General features: G+C 40.1%; 21 protein-coding genes and 2 pseudogenes. 10 read left to right on the top strand and 13 right to left on the bottom strand.

The features are described 5' to 3' along the window. Window positions 1–109 precede the first annotated feature (109 nt). The 5 genes from CRI9333_RS02425 (at window position 110) to CRI9333_RS02410 (ending at window position 5,431) form a co-directional block, all read left to right on the top strand. Window positions 110–4,003, top strand: coding sequence for an Eco57I restriction-modification methylase domain-containing protein (locus CRI9333_RS02425; RefSeq protein ID WP_015201601.1), 3,894 nt, complete (start codon window positions 110–112; stop codon window positions 4,001–4,003). A 38-nt stretch (window positions 4,004–4,041) separates the two neighbouring features. After that, complete coding sequence (locus tag CRI9333_RS28000) at window positions 4,042–4,173, top strand: hypothetical protein (RefSeq protein WP_269667506.1); 132 nt, start codon at window positions 4,042–4,044, stop codon at window positions 4,171–4,173. Window positions 4,174–4,366: 193 nt separating this feature from the next. Then, window positions 4,367–4,624, top strand: coding sequence for a DUF2281 domain-containing protein (locus CRI9333_RS02420; protein WP_015201598.1), 258 nt, complete (start codon window positions 4,367–4,369; stop codon window positions 4,622–4,624). Further along, window positions 4,611–5,027 carry a type II toxin-antitoxin system VapC family toxin gene (locus tag CRI9333_RS02415; protein WP_015201597.1) on the top strand — a complete coding sequence of 139 codons (417 nt, stop codon included), beginning with the start codon at window positions 4,611–4,613 and terminating at the stop codon, window positions 5,025–5,027. The genes CRI9333_RS02420 and CRI9333_RS02415 overlap by 14 nt, the downstream gene beginning before the upstream one ends. Window positions 5,028–5,047: 20 nt before the next feature. After that, the gene (locus CRI9333_RS02410) at window positions 5,048–5,431 is read left to right on the top strand and encodes a hypothetical protein (protein WP_015201596.1); all 384 of its coding nucleotides are present in this window, start codon (window positions 5,048–5,050) and stop codon (window positions 5,429–5,431) included. Between the two features lie 16 nt (window positions 5,432–5,447). On the opposite strand, the gene CRI9333_RS02405 is transcribed toward CRI9333_RS02410, so the two are convergent. The 11 genes and pseudogenes from CRI9333_RS02405 to CRI9333_RS27570 all read right to left on the bottom strand — a co-directional run. Beyond that, window positions 5,448–6,746 (bottom strand): IS4 family transposase, encoded by a 1,299-nt coding sequence (locus tag CRI9333_RS02405; protein WP_083890046.1) that lies wholly within the window; start codon window positions 6,744–6,746, stop codon window positions 5,448–5,450. A 147-nt stretch (window positions 6,747–6,893) separates the two neighbouring features. Next, window positions 6,894–7,094: a glycosyltransferase family 2 protein gene (locus CRI9333_RS02400; RefSeq protein WP_198013607.1), complete on the bottom strand. Its 201-nt coding sequence runs from the start codon at window positions 7,092–7,094 to the stop codon at window positions 6,894–6,896. Between the two features lie 87 nt (window positions 7,095–7,181). Beyond that, window positions 7,182–7,928, bottom strand: a complete 747-nt coding sequence (locus CRI9333_RS02395) for an NAD-dependent epimerase/dehydratase family protein (protein WP_015201595.1) — start codon at window positions 7,926–7,928, stop codon at window positions 7,182–7,184. A gap of 1 nt (window position 7,929) precedes the next feature. Beyond that, the gene (locus CRI9333_RS02390; RefSeq protein WP_015201594.1) at window positions 7,930–8,637 is read right to left on the bottom strand and encodes a glycosyltransferase family 2 protein; all 708 of its coding nucleotides are present in this window, start codon (window positions 8,635–8,637) and stop codon (window positions 7,930–7,932) included. 63 nt (window positions 8,638–8,700) lie between these two features. Further along, window positions 8,701–9,060, bottom strand: a complete 360-nt coding sequence (locus tag CRI9333_RS27575) for a glycosyltransferase (RefSeq protein ID WP_041225862.1) — start codon at window positions 9,058–9,060, stop codon at window positions 8,701–8,703. After that, window positions 9,057–9,287 (bottom strand): SMP-30/gluconolactonase/LRE family protein, encoded by a 231-nt coding sequence (locus CRI9333_RS27995; RefSeq protein WP_198013606.1) that lies wholly within the window; start codon window positions 9,285–9,287, stop codon window positions 9,057–9,059. Before CRI9333_RS27995 ends, CRI9333_RS27575 begins: the two co-directional genes overlap by 4 nt. Further along, complete coding sequence (locus CRI9333_RS02380; RefSeq protein WP_198013605.1) at window positions 9,247–9,699, bottom strand: SMP-30/gluconolactonase/LRE family protein; 453 nt, start codon at window positions 9,697–9,699, stop codon at window positions 9,247–9,249. The genes CRI9333_RS27995 and CRI9333_RS02380 overlap by 41 nt, the downstream gene beginning before the upstream one ends. A 5-nt stretch (window positions 9,700–9,704) precedes the next feature. Continuing rightward, window positions 9,705–11,105 carry a tetratricopeptide repeat protein gene (locus CRI9333_RS02375; protein ID WP_015201593.1) on the bottom strand — a complete coding sequence of 467 codons (1,401 nt, stop codon included), beginning with the start codon at window positions 11,103–11,105 and terminating at the stop codon, window positions 9,705–9,707. A gap of 18 nt (window positions 11,106–11,123) precedes the next feature. Then, complete coding sequence (locus CRI9333_RS02370; RefSeq protein ID WP_015201592.1) at window positions 11,124–12,398, bottom strand: nucleotidyltransferase domain-containing protein; 1,275 nt, start codon at window positions 12,396–12,398, stop codon at window positions 11,124–11,126. Beyond that, window positions 12,395–14,173: an ABC transporter ATP-binding protein gene (locus tag CRI9333_RS02365; protein ID WP_015201591.1), complete on the bottom strand. Its 1,779-nt coding sequence runs from the start codon at window positions 14,171–14,173 to the stop codon at window positions 12,395–12,397. The genes CRI9333_RS02370 and CRI9333_RS02365 overlap by 4 nt, the downstream gene beginning before the upstream one ends. Window positions 14,174–14,213: 40 nt before the next feature. After that, window positions 14,214–14,455: pseudogene (locus CRI9333_RS27570) on the bottom strand (IS66 family transposase); the annotation flags it as partial. A gap of 2 nt (window positions 14,456–14,457) precedes the next feature. Between CRI9333_RS27570 and CRI9333_RS28250 the strand changes: the two are divergent. Then, window positions 14,458–14,758 (top strand): annotated as a pseudogene (locus CRI9333_RS28250) (FGGY-family carbohydrate kinase); the annotation flags it as partial. A gap of 40 nt (window positions 14,759–14,798) precedes the next feature. Continuing rightward, window positions 14,799–16,346, top strand: a complete 1,548-nt coding sequence (locus tag CRI9333_RS02360) for a thioredoxin-like domain-containing protein (protein ID WP_041226258.1) — start codon at window positions 14,799–14,801, stop codon at window positions 16,344–16,346. A 207-nt stretch (window positions 16,347–16,553) separates the two neighbouring features. Here the strand turns inward: CRI9333_RS02360 and CRI9333_RS27990 are convergent, their stop codons facing one another. Both CRI9333_RS27990 and CRI9333_RS27560 read right to left on the bottom strand, forming a co-directional pair. Continuing rightward, window positions 16,554–16,676, bottom strand: coding sequence for a hypothetical protein (locus CRI9333_RS27990; RefSeq protein ID WP_269667505.1), 123 nt, complete (start codon window positions 16,674–16,676; stop codon window positions 16,554–16,556). A 547-nt stretch (window positions 16,677–17,223) separates the two neighbouring features. Continuing rightward, entirely contained in the window at window positions 17,224–17,412 is a 189-nt protein-coding gene (locus tag CRI9333_RS27560; protein WP_015201588.1) for a hypothetical protein, read from the bottom strand. Window positions 17,413–17,752: 340 nt separating this feature from the next. On the opposite strand from CRI9333_RS27560, the gene CRI9333_RS26445 reads away from it, so the two are divergent. From CRI9333_RS26445 to CRI9333_RS02345, 3 genes are all read left to right on the top strand, one after another. Further along, on the top strand, window positions 17,753–17,974 hold the full coding sequence (locus CRI9333_RS26445; protein WP_157462238.1) for a hypothetical protein: 222 nt from the start codon (window positions 17,753–17,755) through the stop codon (window positions 17,972–17,974). A gap of 140 nt (window positions 17,975–18,114) precedes the next feature. Then, entirely contained in the window at window positions 18,115–19,257 is a 1,143-nt protein-coding gene (locus CRI9333_RS02350; protein ID WP_015201587.1) for a S1C family serine protease, read from the top strand. Window positions 19,258–19,473: 216 nt separating this feature from the next. After that, complete coding sequence (locus CRI9333_RS02345) at window positions 19,474–19,659, top strand: hypothetical protein (protein WP_015201586.1); 186 nt, start codon at window positions 19,474–19,476, stop codon at window positions 19,657–19,659. Window positions 19,660–19,728: the final 69 nt, after the last annotated feature.

Raw genomic sequence — 19,728 nt, 5'->3', positions numbered from 1 at the left:
GACGGGTACGTGCTATTACTAAAGAAGGACAAATTAAGGTTAAACCACAATTACCAATGGATATTTTAGGGGTTTATATTTTACAGCCAGGGCAACGGAGGACAAATACATGAGCGCCGTTATCAAGAATTTGACTGGCATCCAAATTGAAGGTAATTTAATCGCTCCTGATTTAACCACAGAATTTATTACTGGAAGTGTTAAAGGGCAAGCACCAGAAGATTTTGGCAAAGCTAAAACTGATAAACTAGCTGATGAAATAGCTATTGCATGGGGCGATGCTAAGGCATATTGGGCAGCTTTTCAAAGACGCTTATTAAGATTAGATGAAAATGATCTTGCTACTAGCATTACCCGTGAACAATGGGCAGTACCGTTATTAGAAAGTTTAGGTTATCAATTAGTTTATACAGCTAAAGCGGAAATAGTAGACGGACAAACTTATGCTATTTCTCACCGCGTAGAGTCAGGAGAAAATAAACCGCCAGTTCATATTATAGGTTGTCGAGTTAAATTAGAACAACGCCCGCCTAGCGGTACGCCGAGACTTTCTGCCCATGCTTTAATGCAGGAATATCTTAACCGCACTGAACATCTTTGGGGTATTGTTACTAATGGTTTGCAGTGGCGGTTATTGCGCGATTCATCCTTAATGACGCGCTTAACTTATATTGAATTTGATTTAGAACAAATTCTCAACAATGAAAATTTTGCCGAGTTTGGTTTATTTTATCGCTTATTCCATCGTTCCCGTTTACCACAGGGAATGGATGATGCAGATCAGTGCTTATTAGAACATTATCATACTGAAGCGATCGCTCAAGGGGGAAGAGTACGCGATCGGTTGCGGGATGGTGTAGAAAAAGCTTTAATTCAGTTAGGAACTGGTTTTTTACAACATCCTGATAATGAAGATTTACGACAACGTTTTGAATCAGGGGAATTAACACATAAGGTTTACTATCGCCAGCTATTATTACTAATTTACCGCTTGTTATTTTTAATGGTGGCGGAATCGCGGAATTTGCTTTTAACCGATGATGAGCCAGAAAAAGCCCGGATTTATTTAGAATATTATAGTATTGAACGATTGAGAAATTTAACTGAACGTCCTTCTTGGCGTAGGGAAGGATTTCAAGATTTGTGGCAAGGTTTGCGCGTAACCTTTTGTTTGTTTGACGAAAACTGGCGGGGAGAAGTGTTAGGACTTTCGCCGTTGAATGGTAGCTTGTTTGGTTCCTCTACTTTACTAGATTTAAATAGCTGCGCTATAGATAACCACGATTTATCATTAGCGATTCGCTATTTATCTTTATACGAACAAAAAGGACAACAACGCCGAGTTAATTATGGGGCGTTAGATGTTGAAGAATTAGGCAGTGTTTATGAAAGTTTGCTTGATTTTAATCCCTTAGTTAGTCAGCGAAATGGCATTTATGAGTTTCAGTTGGTAGCAGGAAGCGATCGCAAAACGACTGGATCTTTCTATACTCCCCCAGAATTGGTAGGGCTGTTGATTAAAAGTGCTTTAGAACCCGTTATTGAAGCTAAGTTACAATCTGCCCTCGTCCCTCAAAAGCCCCCCACAGAGGCTAAATCTGCCCAAGAAACAGCATTATTAAGCTTGAAAGTAGTAGATCCTGCTTGCGGTTCTGGTCACTTTCTCCTAGCAGCAGCGCGGCGTATTGGTAAGGAGTTAGCGCGTATTCGTACAGGGGAAGCGCAACCAGGAATTGAACCGTTAAAACAAGCAATTCGGGATGTAATTCAGCATTGTATATATGGTGTGGATTTAAACCCATTAGCGGTGGATTTATGCAAAGTGGCGTTGTGGATTGAAGGTTTTTGTCGCGGTTTACCTCTAAACTTTTTAGATCACCGCATTAAGTGCGGTAATTCTCTGGTAGGAGTTTTAGATATATCGTGTTTAGACGAAGGGATACCAGACGAAGCATTTAAACCTGTTACTGGGGATGATAGGAAGTTATCCGCGCAGTTTAAGAAGCGCAACAAGCAGGAACGACAAGATATAGAAGCAGGGCAGCTATCGCTGAATTTGTATGGCGGTTTAGGAAATGAGCGATCTCAATATGCAGCCGAGTGGCAAGAATTGGGTAGTATTCCCGAAACTAATACTAATGATGTTAAACGCAAACAGTCGCGATATATGCGCGATCGCTCTCCAGAAAATTCAGGCTGGTGGCGAGATTATTCTGCTTGCAATTTGTGGACGGCAGCATTTTTCATGCCTTTAACAGAACAGAATTTGCAGTTGTTACCGACAACAGCAGCTTTAAGTCAGTTGTTACAGGGAAATGCCACAACGCGGAAGGTAGTAGAAGCAGCGAATAAGTTAGCAGAGGAAAAGAACTTTTTTCACTGGTGTTTAGAGTTTCCTGAAGTTTTTGAGGCGGGTGGGTTTGATACTGTCTTAGGTAATCCACCTTGGGAAAGAATTAAGTTACAGGAAAAAGAGTTTTTTGCTTCTCGAAGTTTTGAGATTGCTAATGCTGCGAATAAAGCAGCGCGGGAGAAGTTAATTAAGCAGTTGCAACAGAATAATCCTGAGTTAGCGCAAGCTTGGGAAGATGCCAAACATGATGCAGATGCACAAGGTAAGTTTATCCGCGAGTCGGCAAGATTTCCTTTAACTGCTGTGGGAGATATTAATACTTATGCCGTATTCTCTGAAATAGTAATAAACTTAATTTCTCCTTATGGACGCTCAGGTATTATCATACCAATTGGTATCGCTACAGATGATACAACTAAGATTTTTTTTAGTGAACTAATTAAGAATCAACGTTTGGCTAGCTTAACAGGGTTTGAAAATGAAGCTTTTATTTTTCCAGCAGTGGATCATACTGTCAAATTTTGCACTTTAACTGTAACAGGTATTAGCATTAAATCACAACAAGCTGAATATACTTTTTTTTGTCGCTATTTCACAGATGTTCATAATCATAAACGTCATTTTAATTTAACATCTAAAGATATTGCACTTATTAACCCAAATACTTTTAATTGCCCTGTCTTTAGAACACAGCCAGATGTAAAAATAACCAAAAATATTTATCGTACTATTCCTGTTTTAGATAATGAATCTACAGGCATTAATCCTTGGCAAATTTCGTTATCTGCTATGTTGCACATGGCAAATGATAGCAGATTGTTTGTTGATGTATATAATACGGGGTTTGTTCCTGTTTATGAAGCCAAGATGTTTCACCAATTTGATCATCGTTATTCGACTTATGAAGGAGCAACACAAGCTAATCTTAATGCTGGTATACTGCCACGTTTAAACAAAGAATTCAAACAAAATTTTAGTTGTTTTACTCAACCACGTTATTGGATTAGTCCTAATGAAGTTAAGAAGCGCTTATTTGATTGGTGGAATAAACAATGGTTAATTGTCGCGCGAAAAATCGGAAAAACAACAAATGAAAGAACTGCTATTTTTAGCATAATTCCTAAATATGGATGCGGCGATAGTATTATTATTTTAATACCCTCAGTAAAAAATACTAAATTAATTTCATGTTTAGTTGCTAACTCAAATAGTTTAGTTTTCGATTTTGTAACTCGCCAGAAACAGGGGGGAAATAACCTTGCATTTTTCATTCTCAAACAACTCCCCGTTATTCCCCCAGAAGCATACACACAAGAAGACATAGAATTTATCAGCAGCCGCGTCCTCGAATTAGTATACACAGCTTATGATATGCAACCCTTCGCGCAAGATATGGGATACGACGGCGAACCCTTCATCTGGAACCCAGAAAGACGCGCCCTACTTCGCGCCGAATTAGACGCATATTACGCCAAACTTTACGGACTCACCCGCGACGAATTGCGTTATATATTAGACCCCGCCGACGTTTACGGCGCAGACTTCCCCAGCGAAACTTTCCGCGTCTTAAAAAACCATGAAATCAAACAATTTGGCGAATATCGCACCCAAAGGTTAGTATTAGCAGCTTGGGATATGTTGGGATATTAGACTTACACAAAAGGAGTAAAACAATGGATATTGAAAGTATGGCACAAGACATTTCCACACTACCAACCGAGGCACAAGAAATTATTGCAGATCTCGTTCGAGTCTTAAAAGAACGATATCAAACATTACCTCTATCTGAACCGAACAAATCCTTAAACTTAGAGGATTAACCCTTTGTTGGTATGTGGGAAAATCGTTCTGAAACTCAGGATAGCACGGGATGGGTACGACAAATTAGACAACAGCAGTGGCGTAATCAAAATGACACAGATTCTCATTGATACAGATATTTTAATCGATCTTGTAGCTTAGGATATGCTGGAATATTAAATTTGCACACTTATAAAAACAACAGAGATTATTATGCTTACACCAGAACAAATACATCAAGATATTAAAGATTTACCAGAAGAAGCCCAAAACTTACTAATGGACTTTATTGAAATCCTCAAAAAACGTTATCCGCAAACAACAAAAAAAAATCCATCTCAAGAAACAAGCCTATATGAAAAATTTGATAAAAATGGCTTGATTGGCTGTGTTTCAGCCGAAGAAAACTTATCCACGACTTATAAACAGGTTCTAGCTGAAGGATTAAACACTAAGTATGATCATCGTTGATACAGGATTTTGGTTAGCCCTTGTGGATCAAAAAGACACTTACCACGAAGCAGCTAAAAAGGCGCTAAAACAATACAACGAACCGTTGATTACTACCTGGTGTGTAATTACAGAAACCTGTTATCTCTTACTAACTCGTAAGGGGGTTAAGGCTCAAATTGCTTTTATTAATAGCCTCAATCAAGGATTATTTACAGTTTTTAATTTAGAACCTGAGCATGGAGTAAAGATTGCTCAACTGATGGAAAAATATGCAGATCTACCAATGGATTTAGCCGATGCTTCCCTAGTAATTTTAGCAGAACATCTAGGACACGGGCGCATTTTTTCAGTAGATCAACGTGATTTTAATACTTATCGCTGGAAACAAACTTATCCTTTTGAAAACTTACTGACTAAATAGCAAATTAATCCTAAAGATAGATGAAATTAACTATTAAGCTTCAAGATTTATTAAAGCAAAATGAGACAGCGATCGCAGCCACAAGCACCCTACTTGGTCAAGGATTAGCAATAATTAATGGTACAGGAGTTGAGTCAATAACTTCAGAACAATTAACATTATTATTTGCAGGTATTCCAGCTAATTGGGACTTTCCAGAATTAACAGAAATCTTCGACGCTTCTACCCTGACTGAAACCGTAGCTAATCAACTCAGCCAGTGGATCGATCAACGCCTGGGGCGCGAAGTCGAATTAAATCCCACTCCCGAACCTACAACCGAAACATCCCCGACCCATCTCGATATTTTTGAACTGCGCCAAGATGTTGTAGGCGACTACCGTCGCTCATTGGTGACAAGTTAAGCCTGTAACTGTTTTGTCAAGAGGCTTTCAGAGAATTGTTGAAAAAAAACTGGTCAGACCCTCGTTGAAGATTGGGAAAAGGAGCGACAATCAACTTAACATTGGGGTTTCGTTGCTGTTTGATAATACCTAAATCTCGATTTTCGGGATCAGCAAAATACTTAACGGGGTCTGTTGCCTTACCTTTCTGATGAGCCATAGTAAAATGATAAAGACCGCGATAAATCATTTCTAATGAAATCTCGTCGAAGGGGAGAGCAAGTTCATCTGCTACGGCATCACCTAAATCTACTAAAACCGCATAAAATAACCAGGTCGCCCAAATTTGTAACTTAATTCCATTGATTGAACCCGTCCATAAATAACTTAAACCTAAAAGCCTCTTGACTGTGTTAAAAGCATCTTCAATCCGCCACCGCCGCCGATATAAATCTGCTACCACATAAGGGGGTAAAATATTAGGGTCTAGGACGCTGGTTAAATAAGAATGCCAGGTTTTTCCTGACCTGACTTCAATCAAACGCAAGGTAATAAATGGAGTCTTCTTTGTGCCAGAACCAAAGCGTATCTTCCGATCTCTCAGTTCATAACTATCGGTAAATATTTGTTCTACTTTGATTGCTGCTCCTTTTTTTATTCTCGTTATAAAATCTACTTTTTTCTCAATTAATTGAAACCAAAAATTAAAGTGATAAAACCCTCTATCCAATAACAGCAAGGTGTTTTTTGTTACTAAATTTAGAATGTTTTCTTCAAGTTTAATATCAGAAGCTTTAGAATTTTCTTCAAACCAAATTTCTACAGGTAATCTAGTCATTAAATCAATTACTGTACTCATTTTTCCGGCTAATTGCCCTCTTTGAGTCTCTTCTAAGCTTTTTAACTTCCTAAACAATGCCTCCAATGTTGACCCATCTACTATCCAAATCTTCTCAAATTTTGACAAGGTAAATTGAATACTTTCTGGCAATGGACGTTGATTTCTACTATGCCAAGTTGCTCTTAAACTCGGCAATAAATCTTTAAATACTTTTTCAAATAATTCAGATGGAAATGTTAAAAATCTTTGTGATACCGCTTGTTGACTAACTTTTGTGGGACTACACCACAGAAAACCATCTCTGGCTAACATTCTTGTTAGTTCTCTGACTCCTGCCACATCTCGCCACAGCAAGGTCAACACCGCCGCCATCATCAACGGTAAATTCAGTATCCGTTCTCTGAGTCCTAATTTTCGGTAGTAATTTTCTTGATTTGTAATGGCTGGTGTCAGTAATTTTTCCAATTGCTTGGCTATTACTTCGTCTTCCACCAGTGGTCGTTGTTTCTTTTTCGCATGGTCTCGATTGGTTTTTCGGCTTTGTGTCATGGCTGGTCTAAATCGCTCAACTACTTGTCTAGACTGAGTTTCTCACGATTTTTGACCTAGCCAAATACCACCCTTGACAATTTTCTCTTTTCCTTAACTTGTCACCAATGGGTGTAAGTAGCGAACTTGGGGATAAGACCTTGCGATCGCTTCCGTTTGATCGGTCGATTTGCCATCGACCACCAGGATTTCAACGTTTGGGTAGGTTTGAGCAACAATACTGTTAATTGCTTGGTTGAAATACTGTTCGCCGTTTTGAACGGCAATAATAACACTGACAAGGGGCTGATTCAATACAATATCCTCATGGTTAATACTTTTTTTAGAGGCACGACCGTGCCTCAGTTTATGTGAAGCTTTCAACAGTTATCAGTTATGTATTTATCCGAGAAGATTTTCGGCATTGTCTTCAGGCTCATAATTAAGTATTGTTTGAGCATTGCTAATATCCCAGTAGCGACGGGTATTTCCTGAGATTGCATAGAAAATTTGAAAGCCTAAATTTTCATGCTCTAGCGATCGCTTTACCAATTGAGCCAAATCTCTGGGACTGCACCACATCCAAAGCTTGCGATCGTTTAGTCCATAGAGCTTAGTGTTGGCTGTAAATGCGCCAATGCGAAGACACACAATCGACATACCATAGCGATCAACAAAGAAATGCCCCAAGGCTTCGCCAAATGCTTTACCAGCGGCATAAAGAGAGTCTGGACGCACATGTTCAGGCGTAATCTGAGATTCTGGCATAATTTCGCGCCAACCTGACACATGAATTGTGCTGGCATAAATAATCCGCTTTACTCCCGCTTGGCGAGCCGCCTCAAACACGTTGTAAGTGCCCCCGATACCGCTACTATAAACGTCTTGCCAAGGTTGATCGCACTCTCGATTTGCAGCCAGATGTATTACGGCATCTACGCCACGCATTGCCTTAAGAACTGCCTTAAAATTCGTGATATCGGCAACTCGGACATCTTTGGCATCACGAACTCGGACGCGATCGAGACAGCGAAAGTGATAGTTGTCACCTAGATGTTGACGCAAAGAAGTCCCAATCTCTCCGGCTGCACCCGTTAACAAAACAATTTTCTGATTGGGATTGGGACGAAACTGAAAGAAATGACGCATTTTAGAACCGCTGAATCGAAGAGGATTGGTTAGCTCTTTGCCGAGCAAGCTTGGCTTTGAGCAGATGTAGACGTTCGTTTGCATGATGCCGCTCAGTAATACCACTGTTCTTTTCATGCAGACGTCTGCGATAAACAACATCAGGAAGCGTAACCTGTTGGATCTGATGTTCGATCGCAGAAATATACCAACTAATATCAATACCTGTTTTTAACTGAGGATCAAACACTCCAATCCGCAGGAACGCGGCTCGCTTGATCAGCATGGCACTGGAAATATGAGCAGCGATTGGTTGCTCAGGACACCGAATTCGCTGGCGAAACGTTTCATCCAATTCTGGGCTATAAAACTGTTGAGCATAGCCAAACACAGCCTCCAGGTTTGGATCAGACTCAAAAGCCGCCATTTGTTTGGAGAGCTTGTCCGTAACCCAAATGTCGTCAGAATCAAGAAAGGCAAGAAATTCACCAGTTGCTAAACCAATTCCTGCATTTCTGGCGGCACTTATACCCCCATTAGTTTGGTAATGATAGATCACTGGATAACTTTGAGCAACTTCGGCAGTGCGATCGCTAGAGCCATCATCGACCACAATCAGTTCAATTGCCGGATAGGTTTGAGCCAGAATACTTTCGATGGCTTCGGCAAGATAGCGATCGCGGTTATAAACAGGAATAATAACGCTAATTAGTGGAAGATTAGAAGTCATTGGTCAGCAGTGGGTTGATAGCATTTATTGATGGCACTTAAAAGCGTTTTTTATTTCAAACTCCTATCTTTGCCAGTTTAATCTGTTTAATTGTTTGCTGTGGTGTTTGAAGCTTATAAAGCTTATTAAAGAAGATATTATCCCACTCCAGGGAAAAATCTTTGTTAATTCTTCTTGGTCGTAAATGCTTTGAATCAATTTAATTAAAGTGAGACGGTGCTCCTGAATTTTTTCTATCACTTTAAAGCGAATAGTCTCAGGAGAGATATTGCGTCTTTCACAAGATTTGAAATACTCATGTGTCTCTAAAATCAATGAAGTATCCAACGCTTTTTTTGCAGCTTCTTCTATGGCTTCGGCAAGATAGCGATCGCGATTATAAACGGGAATAATCACACTAACTAATGGAAAATCAGAAGTCATAACAGACCAATTCCTGATGTATTAACGCGAATGTGACAACGCTCAGATGAATCGGCAATGTAAAGCGTTTGTTCATCGGGTGACAACGCCAGACCATTGGGTTTGACAAAATCATCTGCAACCACTGTGAGGTCTTGACCATTTGGTGAGAGTCGGTAAACGCCCTGGAATGGCTGTTCTTGCTGCTCAGGTTGAATGCCGTACGGCGGTGAAGTAGATTGCCCCATCGCTTTTGACCATGACATCGTTCGGGCTGTTGAGTTTTTGGTTGCCGAAGCGATCGCTCAATACCGTTACGGTTCCGTCTGGCTTAGTGCGGGTAACGCGGCGACTCCCATGTTCACAGGCGATTAGGCAACCTTGGCGATCGCGGGTCAATCCGTTGGCATGGTGACTCGGCTCTCGAAAAACAGCGGTTTGCCCAGCAGCATTAAGTTTGTAGATTTTGTTAGCAGGAATGTCGCTGAACAGTAGACACTGGTCTTCAACGATCCAAACCAAACCTTCCGTAAACTGAAATCCGGTGGCTACCTGTTCAATCAAAACAGATTTCGGAAATAGACATGAAAATTTCTGACACTTTGGTTGTAAGTATCCTCGTGCAGTGTGTTTACCAAACCATTTTTGCAAGTAAAACATAGTGTTTAGATAAGTTGATAAACTTCACTATTACAAAAGCTATCTAGAAAATATTCTGCTGATAGCTTCTGTCGAGTTTCACAGGATTTAAGATACTCATGTGTCTCTAAAATCAGTGACGTATCCAACGCTTTCTCTGCGGCTTCTTCTAAGGTATTAAAGTACATAGGATAGTCTTCTCCCAGATACTCTTTCACCGCAGGTAAAGGATTAACTAACAGGGGAGTCGCACGGGCAATACATTCGATAATGGCATTATTGGCGCTGGAGTCATACAAATCCACAAAACCAATATTTTTTGATAATAGATTATCATATTGATCATCAGGAATATGTTGGATAACGGTTGTATTAGCTAAATACGATTCATCAACTTGGATTTTATAAATCCGTGCCTCTCTTTGCATAAGTTGGTCAAATACTGCTTCTCCTGATTCAAATAGAAATCCTAGTCTCACTTTTTGATAGTTCAAGGGATTATCCTGAGCTAGAGGTAATTGATAAATTGAATGTAACTTTCGCAACCACCAACCAATCTGTACTACCTTTTTTTGAGGATTGGTAAGGAACTGGTCAAAATCAAACTGTTTGTCAGGAATCTCGGTTGGATGGGTTAGTACAGAAACAGGTTTGCCTGTGTGCTTTTTCAGCCACTCGGCATAATATTCAGAAAGAGCATATAAGCCGATACAATGGGGTAAACTAGCTTGCCAAACTTCTTTTTCAAACAGTTTTTGAGGCGATGTTTGGTAACTAAACCATATTGGCATCGAATGGGGATTATGCAGAAATCCAACCCAAGGTTTTTCATAGGGAATTATTTTTTTTTCTTCACAAGTTGCCAAACTTTCAAAGACTCCATCTACACGCATTTTTGCTAAAATTCGTGGCGATCGCTTGGCAATGCGGTTCTGTTGAAACAGAAATTGATTCTCTAAGCAACCATCAAACAAAACACCTTGAGGATTGTGCAAAGAACTAAGTGACTGGATCGCAAAGCTCCAGCCACTGCGATGGTATCCAAAAACTTTTTGGCTACCGAGATTTATTTTGCCAGTTGATAGCGCATTTGATTTTTTCTTTCCAAAAAAAACATTTTCACATTTGATTGACGGAGCAGGATGCTGTTTCGGCAAGCCCAAACATTGATAATAAAACGAAAGATTAGTTGCTTCAAAATCAAGTGCAAGTGCTTGCTCATAGTACTCCAGTGCCTCGTCCATCCGGCGTTGTTTTAGCATCAAATTTCCTAACTGCTGATAGGCAGGCATATAGCCAGGTTGCAGTTCTAAAATTTGTTGATAGCGCAGAAATGCCTCTTCAAACTTGCCCCGAATTTGCCAAGCATTAGCCAACTTAAATTGATTCAGGACTGAGTTGATATCTAGGTTTGATAACTGATCCATGATTATTTTTCTGGTTTTCTAAGGTTTGTTTCCCCTTACGAATGATTTACCTAATGGCAAATATTTGGTTAGCAATCGGATGGGATGAATTATATAGTAGAGAAAAAATAATTCACTGGGGAGCGGCAATAATTCGCGATCTCGTTCACTCGGTGACAGCCCCATTCTGAAAAACGATTGTAGATAGTGTGCAGTGATAAATAGCCCATCCCATGATTGATCCAGAGTTTTGAGTTGATGTGTGTATTCCCACCACCAGACTTGGAGTCCACCTGAAGGAGCACGTAGACACAAGCTTTCCCCTAAGGTATCGTTCTCAAAAACACTCTCGTCGCTTGGCTGATTCCTCATCAGCATCTCTAGCATAAACTGGGGTAAGGGAATATGTAGAAGTTTACGGGTAACAGTGAGTCCTATTAAGAATAATCGCTGACTACGTAACTCAGAAGACAGTTCCAGGGCTGATTGCCAATTCAAATCAGGATAAGCTCGAATGATTTGACCGATATCGCAGATTTGCTTAAACGATCGCCTCCCAGGTTCTTTAGCAACATTTATACATTGAATTACTAAGGTTGTTTCCAAAGAGAAGGTTTTAATTGGCTGACCCATCAAATCGATCAGATATAGATTATCCCAAAACCGCTTAAACCGATCACTCTTCCAAATTCGTCTGGGCGGAATTCCCCAGTGTAAATCAATACTTCTTTCTGGGTTGCTGTGTAGTAAAGAGGGTTGAAATCGCTGATTTAACATCGTCACTTCAGGGGTACTCTGTGACAAAGAGATTTGAAGAGAGCGATTGAACATCTCAATTTCGTTTACTTCTGAGATACTAGATTGATAACCTTGGGCGACCAAAACGGCTTTCGCCTGCCAAAAGTCCTTTTGCCTCACCAAGATGTCTAGATCATTAAATTGGCGTAGCGTCACATTGCCATAAACAGATGCTGCGAGAGTCGGTCCTTTAAAAGGAATGGCATCAATACCAGCTTTCTCAAGCTGCGCCAAAATCTTTAGTAATTCCTTGGTTTGAGAAAAATTGTGCAGTCCATTCATGCGGTTGCACGTTTGCAATTGCACCATCACCGCTCGCGGTACCAGATCCTCCTCGATCGCTTTGAGGCTCTGATACAATATCGGCATGACACCATTGTCGATCGCAGTTTGCAGCAGAGTTGTCCAGTTCAGATCTAACGCCAGTAAACAAGTCACTTCGCTCTTTGTAGTCGTACGCAAATAAAACCGTACACAGGCAAGCAGAACCCTAACTTCGGGAGATAAAGTTGTCATTGATAATTTCTCGCTTGGGTTTCAAACAAATGGGCATAGGTGCCTTGTAGTGCCATCAATTGATCGTGGGTACCATTTTCCACAATCTCCCCTTGATGTATGACATAAATCCGATCCGCCATTTTGACAGTCGAAAGGCGATGGGTAATTAAAAGTGCAGAGCGATCGCGCATGAGATCTCGAAACTTCTCAAACACCTCAGCCTCAGCCTTCGCATCCATCGCGCTAGTTGGCTCATCTAGCACCACCAACTGGGCATCCCGCAAGAAAGCACGAGCGAGAGCAATTTTCTGCCATTGCCCCCCACTCAGTTCTTCCCCGCCCTTAAACCATGTTCCTAGCAAGGTTTCGTATCCTTGCGGCAAACTCTGAATCACGGCATCAGCACCGGACTGTCGGGCAGCTTGAGTAAATTTTTCAGAGGTTAGAGGCAGATCAATATTTCCCAGCCAGATGTTGTCGGCCACTGTGAGTTGATAGCGAGTATAGTCCTGAAAAATTACGCCGATCTGGCGGCGCAAATCGGTTGTCGAAAACTGCCGCAAATTGATGCCATCTATCGTAATGCTGCCCTGAGTCACGTCATAAAGACAGCAAAGTAGTTTGACTAATGTGGTTTTACCAGATCCGTTTTCTCCAACTAGCGCGATAATTTCTCCCGGTGCAATTGTGAGGTTAACCTGCTTGATCGCTTGGCGAGGGGAATTTTGATATCGAAAACTGACATTCTTAAACTCAATGCCCTGTTGCATTGGACGAGGCACTAACTTGGGATGAGCGGATTCAATCAAGTTAGGTTTTAGGGCTAGAAACTCAAATAGATCGGCAAGAAATAGGTTATTTTCATGCAGACCCGCAAGATTGGAAATCAAATCTTTGAGTGCTCCTTGCCCTCGCTGAAAAGTTTGGCTGTAGAGAACTAAATCGCCAAGCTGAAATTTCCCGTAAATCGTTTGATGAATGATAAAGCCATAGGTTGCTAGTATCGCAATTCCAGTGCAGCCCTGTGCAAGCAGGCGGGTACTGGCTTGCCGCTTAGTAATTGCGAGTTTCTGTTGAAACAGTTGCTGCCTGATGTTATAAAACCGTTCAATAAACAGATTGCCTAAATTGAATAATCGAATTTCCTTAGCCGGGTGATTTCCCAGGAGTAAATGCCCATAATAATTGGCTTTCCGTTCTACCTCGGTCTGATGGCGATGCCATTTGTACAAAACTTTGGATTGCCGAATGCGGATCGCCATTGTTGGAATTGAGGCGAACAATAAAACGCCGAGCAATCCCCAGTGTAGGGAGATGAGCAACCCTGCGATTGCAAGCAGTGAAATGCTGCTTGCAATCGCAGAAGTCAAGTTATTAAGCATCCGAGATGGTCGATGGGGAGCTTCCCACTTAGCACGTTCTAAGATGTCTTGATGCAGGGGACTTTCGTAAGACTCTAAATCAATCTCAATCGCTTTTTTAAAAAGTATCACTTGCAGGTGATCTGTAACCCGTTCCGATAGCGTTGTTGATGCTAGCTCAGAAATGACAGCGTTGAAATTTATTAATAACATTACCAATCCTGCATTGAATAACAGGAAGAGAATATGATCAAATATCTGCGTTTTATCGGCAATTTTAAGACTAATGGCGATGTTATCAACAATGAGTTTAATAATATAAAGTAACGCTAGAGGCAATATACTCTGAATTGTAGTTAAAATAACATGAATTACAGTCCAGCCCGAAGCACTTTGCCAGACTAATACGATTGCACGCTTGATATTTAGCATTTAAACACCGAATGGTTAGCTCGTTCGTAAAGATTTAGGTCTAAGATGGGGGAACTAAAGATGGATAAAAAAGAAAATTATCCGACTGAGTTTGCAAAGCTTGTGAAAAAAAAAATCACTAACTGACCTAGTTCGGCAACGACAGGCTTGCACAACAGTAAATAAATTAGCAGTATGTTGAAAGCGTACCAAACACCTGGAACCGTCACTCACTTTCCGCTGAGTAACAGCTAAGCCGAGCGAACGTTCAGCCTGATTGTTGTCAGGAGGTACTTCTGGATGGTATTTCAGAACTGCGAGTAGATGGAGGAGCATCACGCAATGACCTACTGATGCAGTTTCAAGCAGATATTTTAGGTGTGCCTGTAGTGCGTCCCAAAATAACGGAAACTACAGCTTTAGGTGCAGCTTATTTAGCAGGGTTAGCTGTTGGGTATTGGGATAGTTCTGAGATTGTACAACAGTGGCAGGTGGAAAAGCGGTTTGAACCAACATATTAGTGCCGAGCATCGGGCGACACTGCGGGACTCATGGCGACAAGCTATTGAGCTTACTCGACATGGTAGCCAATCAGTTAGGAATTAAGCATTTTCAAGATAAGTTAATCGGAAAAGGAACTGGGCTAATGGTTAATGTCAGAGCGCCAGAACTGCCTCAAAATTTTACTTGGATAAATTGCGATCGCGAAGCTGCAAGGGAGGGCGATCGCCCTCTATCAATTAAATCTCTGCGCGGGCGAATTGTCATAATAGATTTCTGGACAAAAAGTTGTATTAACTGCCTGCACGTTATTCCTGACCTCAAATATTTAGAACAGAAATACAGCAAGTATCTAACTATTATTGGTGTTCACAGCGCCAAATTTGAGCATGAACAACATCCAGATAGCGTTCAACAAGCAGTTTGGCGCTACGGAATTACGCATCCGGTTATCGTAGATAGCGATCGCTATATTTGGCAACAATACGCAGTCAAAGCATGGCCTACTTTTGTCGTAATTAATGCCACTGGTTATATAGTAGCAACAGTTTCGGGTGAAGGTAAGCGAGAATTTTTAGATAACTTAGTACAACAGTTAATTGAAGAAAGCAGTGGTCAAAGAACTGTTGATCAGGAATCTCTACAATTAAACCTAGAACCAGATCAAACCTTACGCCTCTCTCCCCTAGCGTTTCCATCAAAAGTAATAGCTTGTCAACAAAGTAATTCCCTATTTATTGCAGATACCGGACACCATCGCCTTGTGATTGCATCCTTGAATGGTGAAACGCAAGCTGTAATTGGAACCGGATCACCTGCATGGGTAGATGGAGATCTAGAAATTGCTCAGTTTTGTGAACCGATGGGCATGGTATTTGACTATGAACAACAGGTAATTTATGTGGCAGATACAGTCAATCACTTGTTGCGAAAAATTGATTTGAAAACGAGACAGGTGAGTACGATAGCTGGAAATGGAACTCAAAGTCGATACTTATTTCCACACGGTGGCAAAGCCTTAGAAACCGCTTTGAATTCTCCTTGGGACTTGGTAAAGATTAAAGATAAACTTTACATTACTATGGCAGGTTCACATCAGATTTGGATGATGGATTTAGCCCAAGAAACAATACATTGCTTTATAGGTACAGGTGCAGAATTTTGTGTGGATGGTTCATATGAAGTTGCAGCATTTGCTCAACCAAGTGGTATCACCACCAATGGAGATGAATTATTTATTGCAGATAGTGAAAGTAGTTCGATTCGTGCAGTTACCCTGGGGGACTTTCCAATAGTGCGTACTATTTGCGGTAGCGGTCAACTTTTTGGCTTTGGTGATGTTGATGGTATTGGTGAAAATGTCAGATTGCAACACTGTTTGGGAATAACTTATGGTGCGGGTTATCTATGGGTAACTGATACATACAATCACAAACTTAAACGAGTTAACCCCACTACTGGAGAGTGCCAAACTATCTGTGGAAGCGGTAAAGCGGGATTACAAGATGGTTTTGGCACAGATGTCTATTTTTCCGAACCATCTGGTTTAGCATTTGCCTGTAACTATCTTTATATTGCAGATAGTAATAATCATGCCATCCGTCGTATAAACCTTAATTCCCAAGAAGTGACTACATTTCAATTTACGATGCTTTGCTCTCCATCTGTTTGTATCCCTAATGAGAATAAATAGTATTTTTGGAGAAACATCAATTTATTAAAACAATAAATTTATTTATTTATTACTTTTAGCTTGGATAAAAGCGATCGCGTTCTTCCAAGATACAGTTTGATTGAGCAAGTAGCGATTAAATAAGCCTTTGACAGTATCCACTTCCTGTGGAGAAAGCAAGCGACTAAGATAAGTTGCATAAGTAGGGCGATCGCTATTCGTTCCAAACTAGCGTTCTATTAAACTAGAAGTAATGTGCAATTGGGATTGTAATCGCTCCTCTTTCACTTCAACCACCAAACCTGCACTTTCAAACCAGATCCGCAAATCGTCAGCATTCCAATTCAGCATTGGATCTCAAGTATAATTATAAATAGCTACCTCTGCTGTAACGTGCGCGATCGCACATATCAGCATCCAGCTTACTTATAACTTTGAGGAATGATAATGATTTGTCTCCATTGTGACATCTTCAGGGGGCATTAAAGCACGATAATTCTTAGAAAAATTAATCCCAAGACTCGAAAAATATTGCTATGCTAATCAAACAAAAGATTACCACTGCTAAACGCCATAACCATTGCCCAACAGTTAAAAGCGCCCGAGTGACAAAATCTAAACCACCAAAACTTAATAACAACAAGCCGATAAATATGCAAATAATACAGGTCAGCACAAAATATTTGCTGAGATAAATAATCCATTTCATTCGCAAATTATAATTATCTCTCTTCATATAGGTTCCTGGTTGAATCGAGAAAAATGTTTAGATTTGGCAGTTTTATTTGAAAGCAGTAAGATTAGCCACTCGTTGTAACTCTGACAGCAATTTACGATTCCATAATCAAACTTGCAGAGATTACTCATGTTTTTCATAAATAATCTGAGGAAGATCATGTCAGGATTTAGCTAGATTAACGGCTCGCTCGATAGATAAGCCAGGAGCATAAGCCTCGATCACATTGCCAGTAATTGAATTGATTATTAAGTAATCACATCTTAAACATTCGGTTCTGATGATTTGAGGCTCACTGTATCGTTCTGCATAGCTACCGCAATTAGGGCAATGTACTAGGATGATATTCATTCATTAACCTCTACTAAGAGTATTGGCGTAACCTTCAAAAGCCAATTGAAGGAAAATTAGGGATTTTTGTTGATAATAATCAAAGGCTACTAAATTGTTAATTTGTGCTTTTCCCTCAATAAAGTTGTTTATATAGGTTTATCGCTGCACAATTAGCAATTTATGCAAAAGTTAAAATATCTTTACAAGAGTTACTTAAATCTGAGATTAATACACTACCTTTAGGAAAATTTTGAGCATTACCACTGATTGCATATAAACGCTGTGGCTAAGTCTTAGACATAAAAGGTTTAATTCTTAAATTTTAATTAAGAATTTTCCTTGTTTTATATATGTTTGAATGTTTAATTCAATATTGTTTTTTAATTCAAAACTCAAAAAGTTGCAGGCGATCGCGCTTTACTCGCACTCCGTATTAGTTCTCACTGTTTACACCCAAACTAGCCAAGCAAATATACAAGGGATGCGATCGCACTCCTCAAACTGCACTCAGTTAAGGAAATATCGCCTAAGCGCAGCCTTAAGAAAACTTTTGACACCAAACGCAGAAATTATACATTAACCAAGTAGAGTAGTTTGCAGTCAAGAAAATTAGCAGTCTTGCCTAGCAATTAAAAATTTTCCTTGACCCGCAGACGTAAGTTGCGTAAAAACATCGCAACCAGAACGTAATCTTTATAGCACCACTACTCTAACTAAGAAATGATTACTTCTCAACGGCTCAAACAAACCAGCACAGCACTTTTCGCTACCATCAGCTTGCTAAGTGTAACTGCTATGCCATCCTTAATTAACACACCCGATGCGCGTGTTCTAGCCCAAAGCAGTGACGAACAACAAGCGACTCGTATATATCAACGAGTTAATCCTGCGGTTGTCACCATTAAGATAGGCAACGGACATGGTAGCGGTTTTATTGTCAGTAAGGACGGATATATTATCACTAACGCCCACGTCGTCGCTGGTGCGCCCAGTGTAGTCACAGTAGAATTTTTTGATGGCAAACAAGTTCCAGCCGATGTAATTGGGTTTGCTAAGGGTGGTTTAGATTTAGCGGTTTTAAAAATTGCTCGACCTCAGAAATTAACTACAGTTGCTTTAGGTCAACCAAATTCATTCAAAGTGGGTGCTCGCGTCTATGCAATTGGTACACCACTAGATGAAGATTTTCACAATACTTTTACTCAAGGAAATATTAGTCGCCTCGACCCAAAAAAAGGCATGATTCAACACACTGCTAGTATTAACCATGGAAATTCTGGCGGCCCCTTATTTAATTCTGAAGGTCAAGTAATTGGAGTAAATACTTCTGGGATATTGGGTGATGTCGAAGATGAACAAGGAAACAGAAGTGGTTTTTTCGCACCAGGTACAAATATAAATTTTGCGATTTCTTTAAATAGAATACAAGCTTTTCTAAAGGCTGTACGGCAAAATAATCTTTCTCCCAGATCAACTTTACCTAAAGAGCAAGCGCCGTTACCACCACAAGAAATAGCACTAGATGGTCAAGAAATTACAGGAAATTTAGGAGAAGGAAAGAATCGTTTGGAAGATGGTAGGTATGCCGATATTTATATATTTCAAGGTAAGGCAGGTGAAAAAGTTACCTTGCAAATGAAGAGCAAAGAGTTAAATCCCTTTTTAGTTTTGCTGCAAGTCAAAGAATCTGATAGTGATAAAAATTCTGTCAAATTAGCGGAAAATGATGACCAAGCACCAGGTAATTTTAACGCTCAAATTGTGACGACTTTACCTGATGATGGGGTGTATATGGTATTAGCAACTACTTCACTTCCGCAAGAATCAGGTAACTATACTTTTCGGGCAATAGCTAATCGGTAATTTCGTAAATTTGTGAATTTGAATAAGAATGCAGGGGTCAGTATTCAGGAGTCCGAATGAGCGTATGAAGTTGAAAGCGATTGATGAATAAATTAAAGTGTTTAAAACACTACTAAAATGCTGCTGACTTCTGACTTATTTTTTGGTGGAACCCTTAGTACAGCTTGCCGTTAATTTTACTACTTGCTCAAGAGAGGAAGGTGACAGAAGAGGGGTATGAAACAAAACAAAGTTACGCTCAAAGGAATTATTGAAGCTGTTCACCAACTTTTCTGGCTTTTGTTGGTAAATATGTTGTTTTTTGGAGCTTTTCGTTTAGTAGAAACTATGGTTCCGAATTGCACAATGGAGGAAGAAAGTGGAGAGCTAGTATGGGTAGGTACACTTTCTCCCAAATTTTAATTGAGAGATACACGGGGTAATGTAGCGACGTACTATAGTTCATTTCTACAGCTAAAAGCTAATCGCTAA

The sequence above is a fragment of the Crinalium epipsammum PCC 9333 genome (assembly GCF_000317495.1).
In the GTDB taxonomy this organism is placed as follows: domain Bacteria; phylum Cyanobacteriota; class Cyanobacteriia; order Cyanobacteriales; family PCC-9333; genus Crinalium; species Crinalium epipsammum.
Note: the sequence above shows the minus strand (reverse complement) of the source record. Positions and strands in the feature narration are given on the sequence as shown.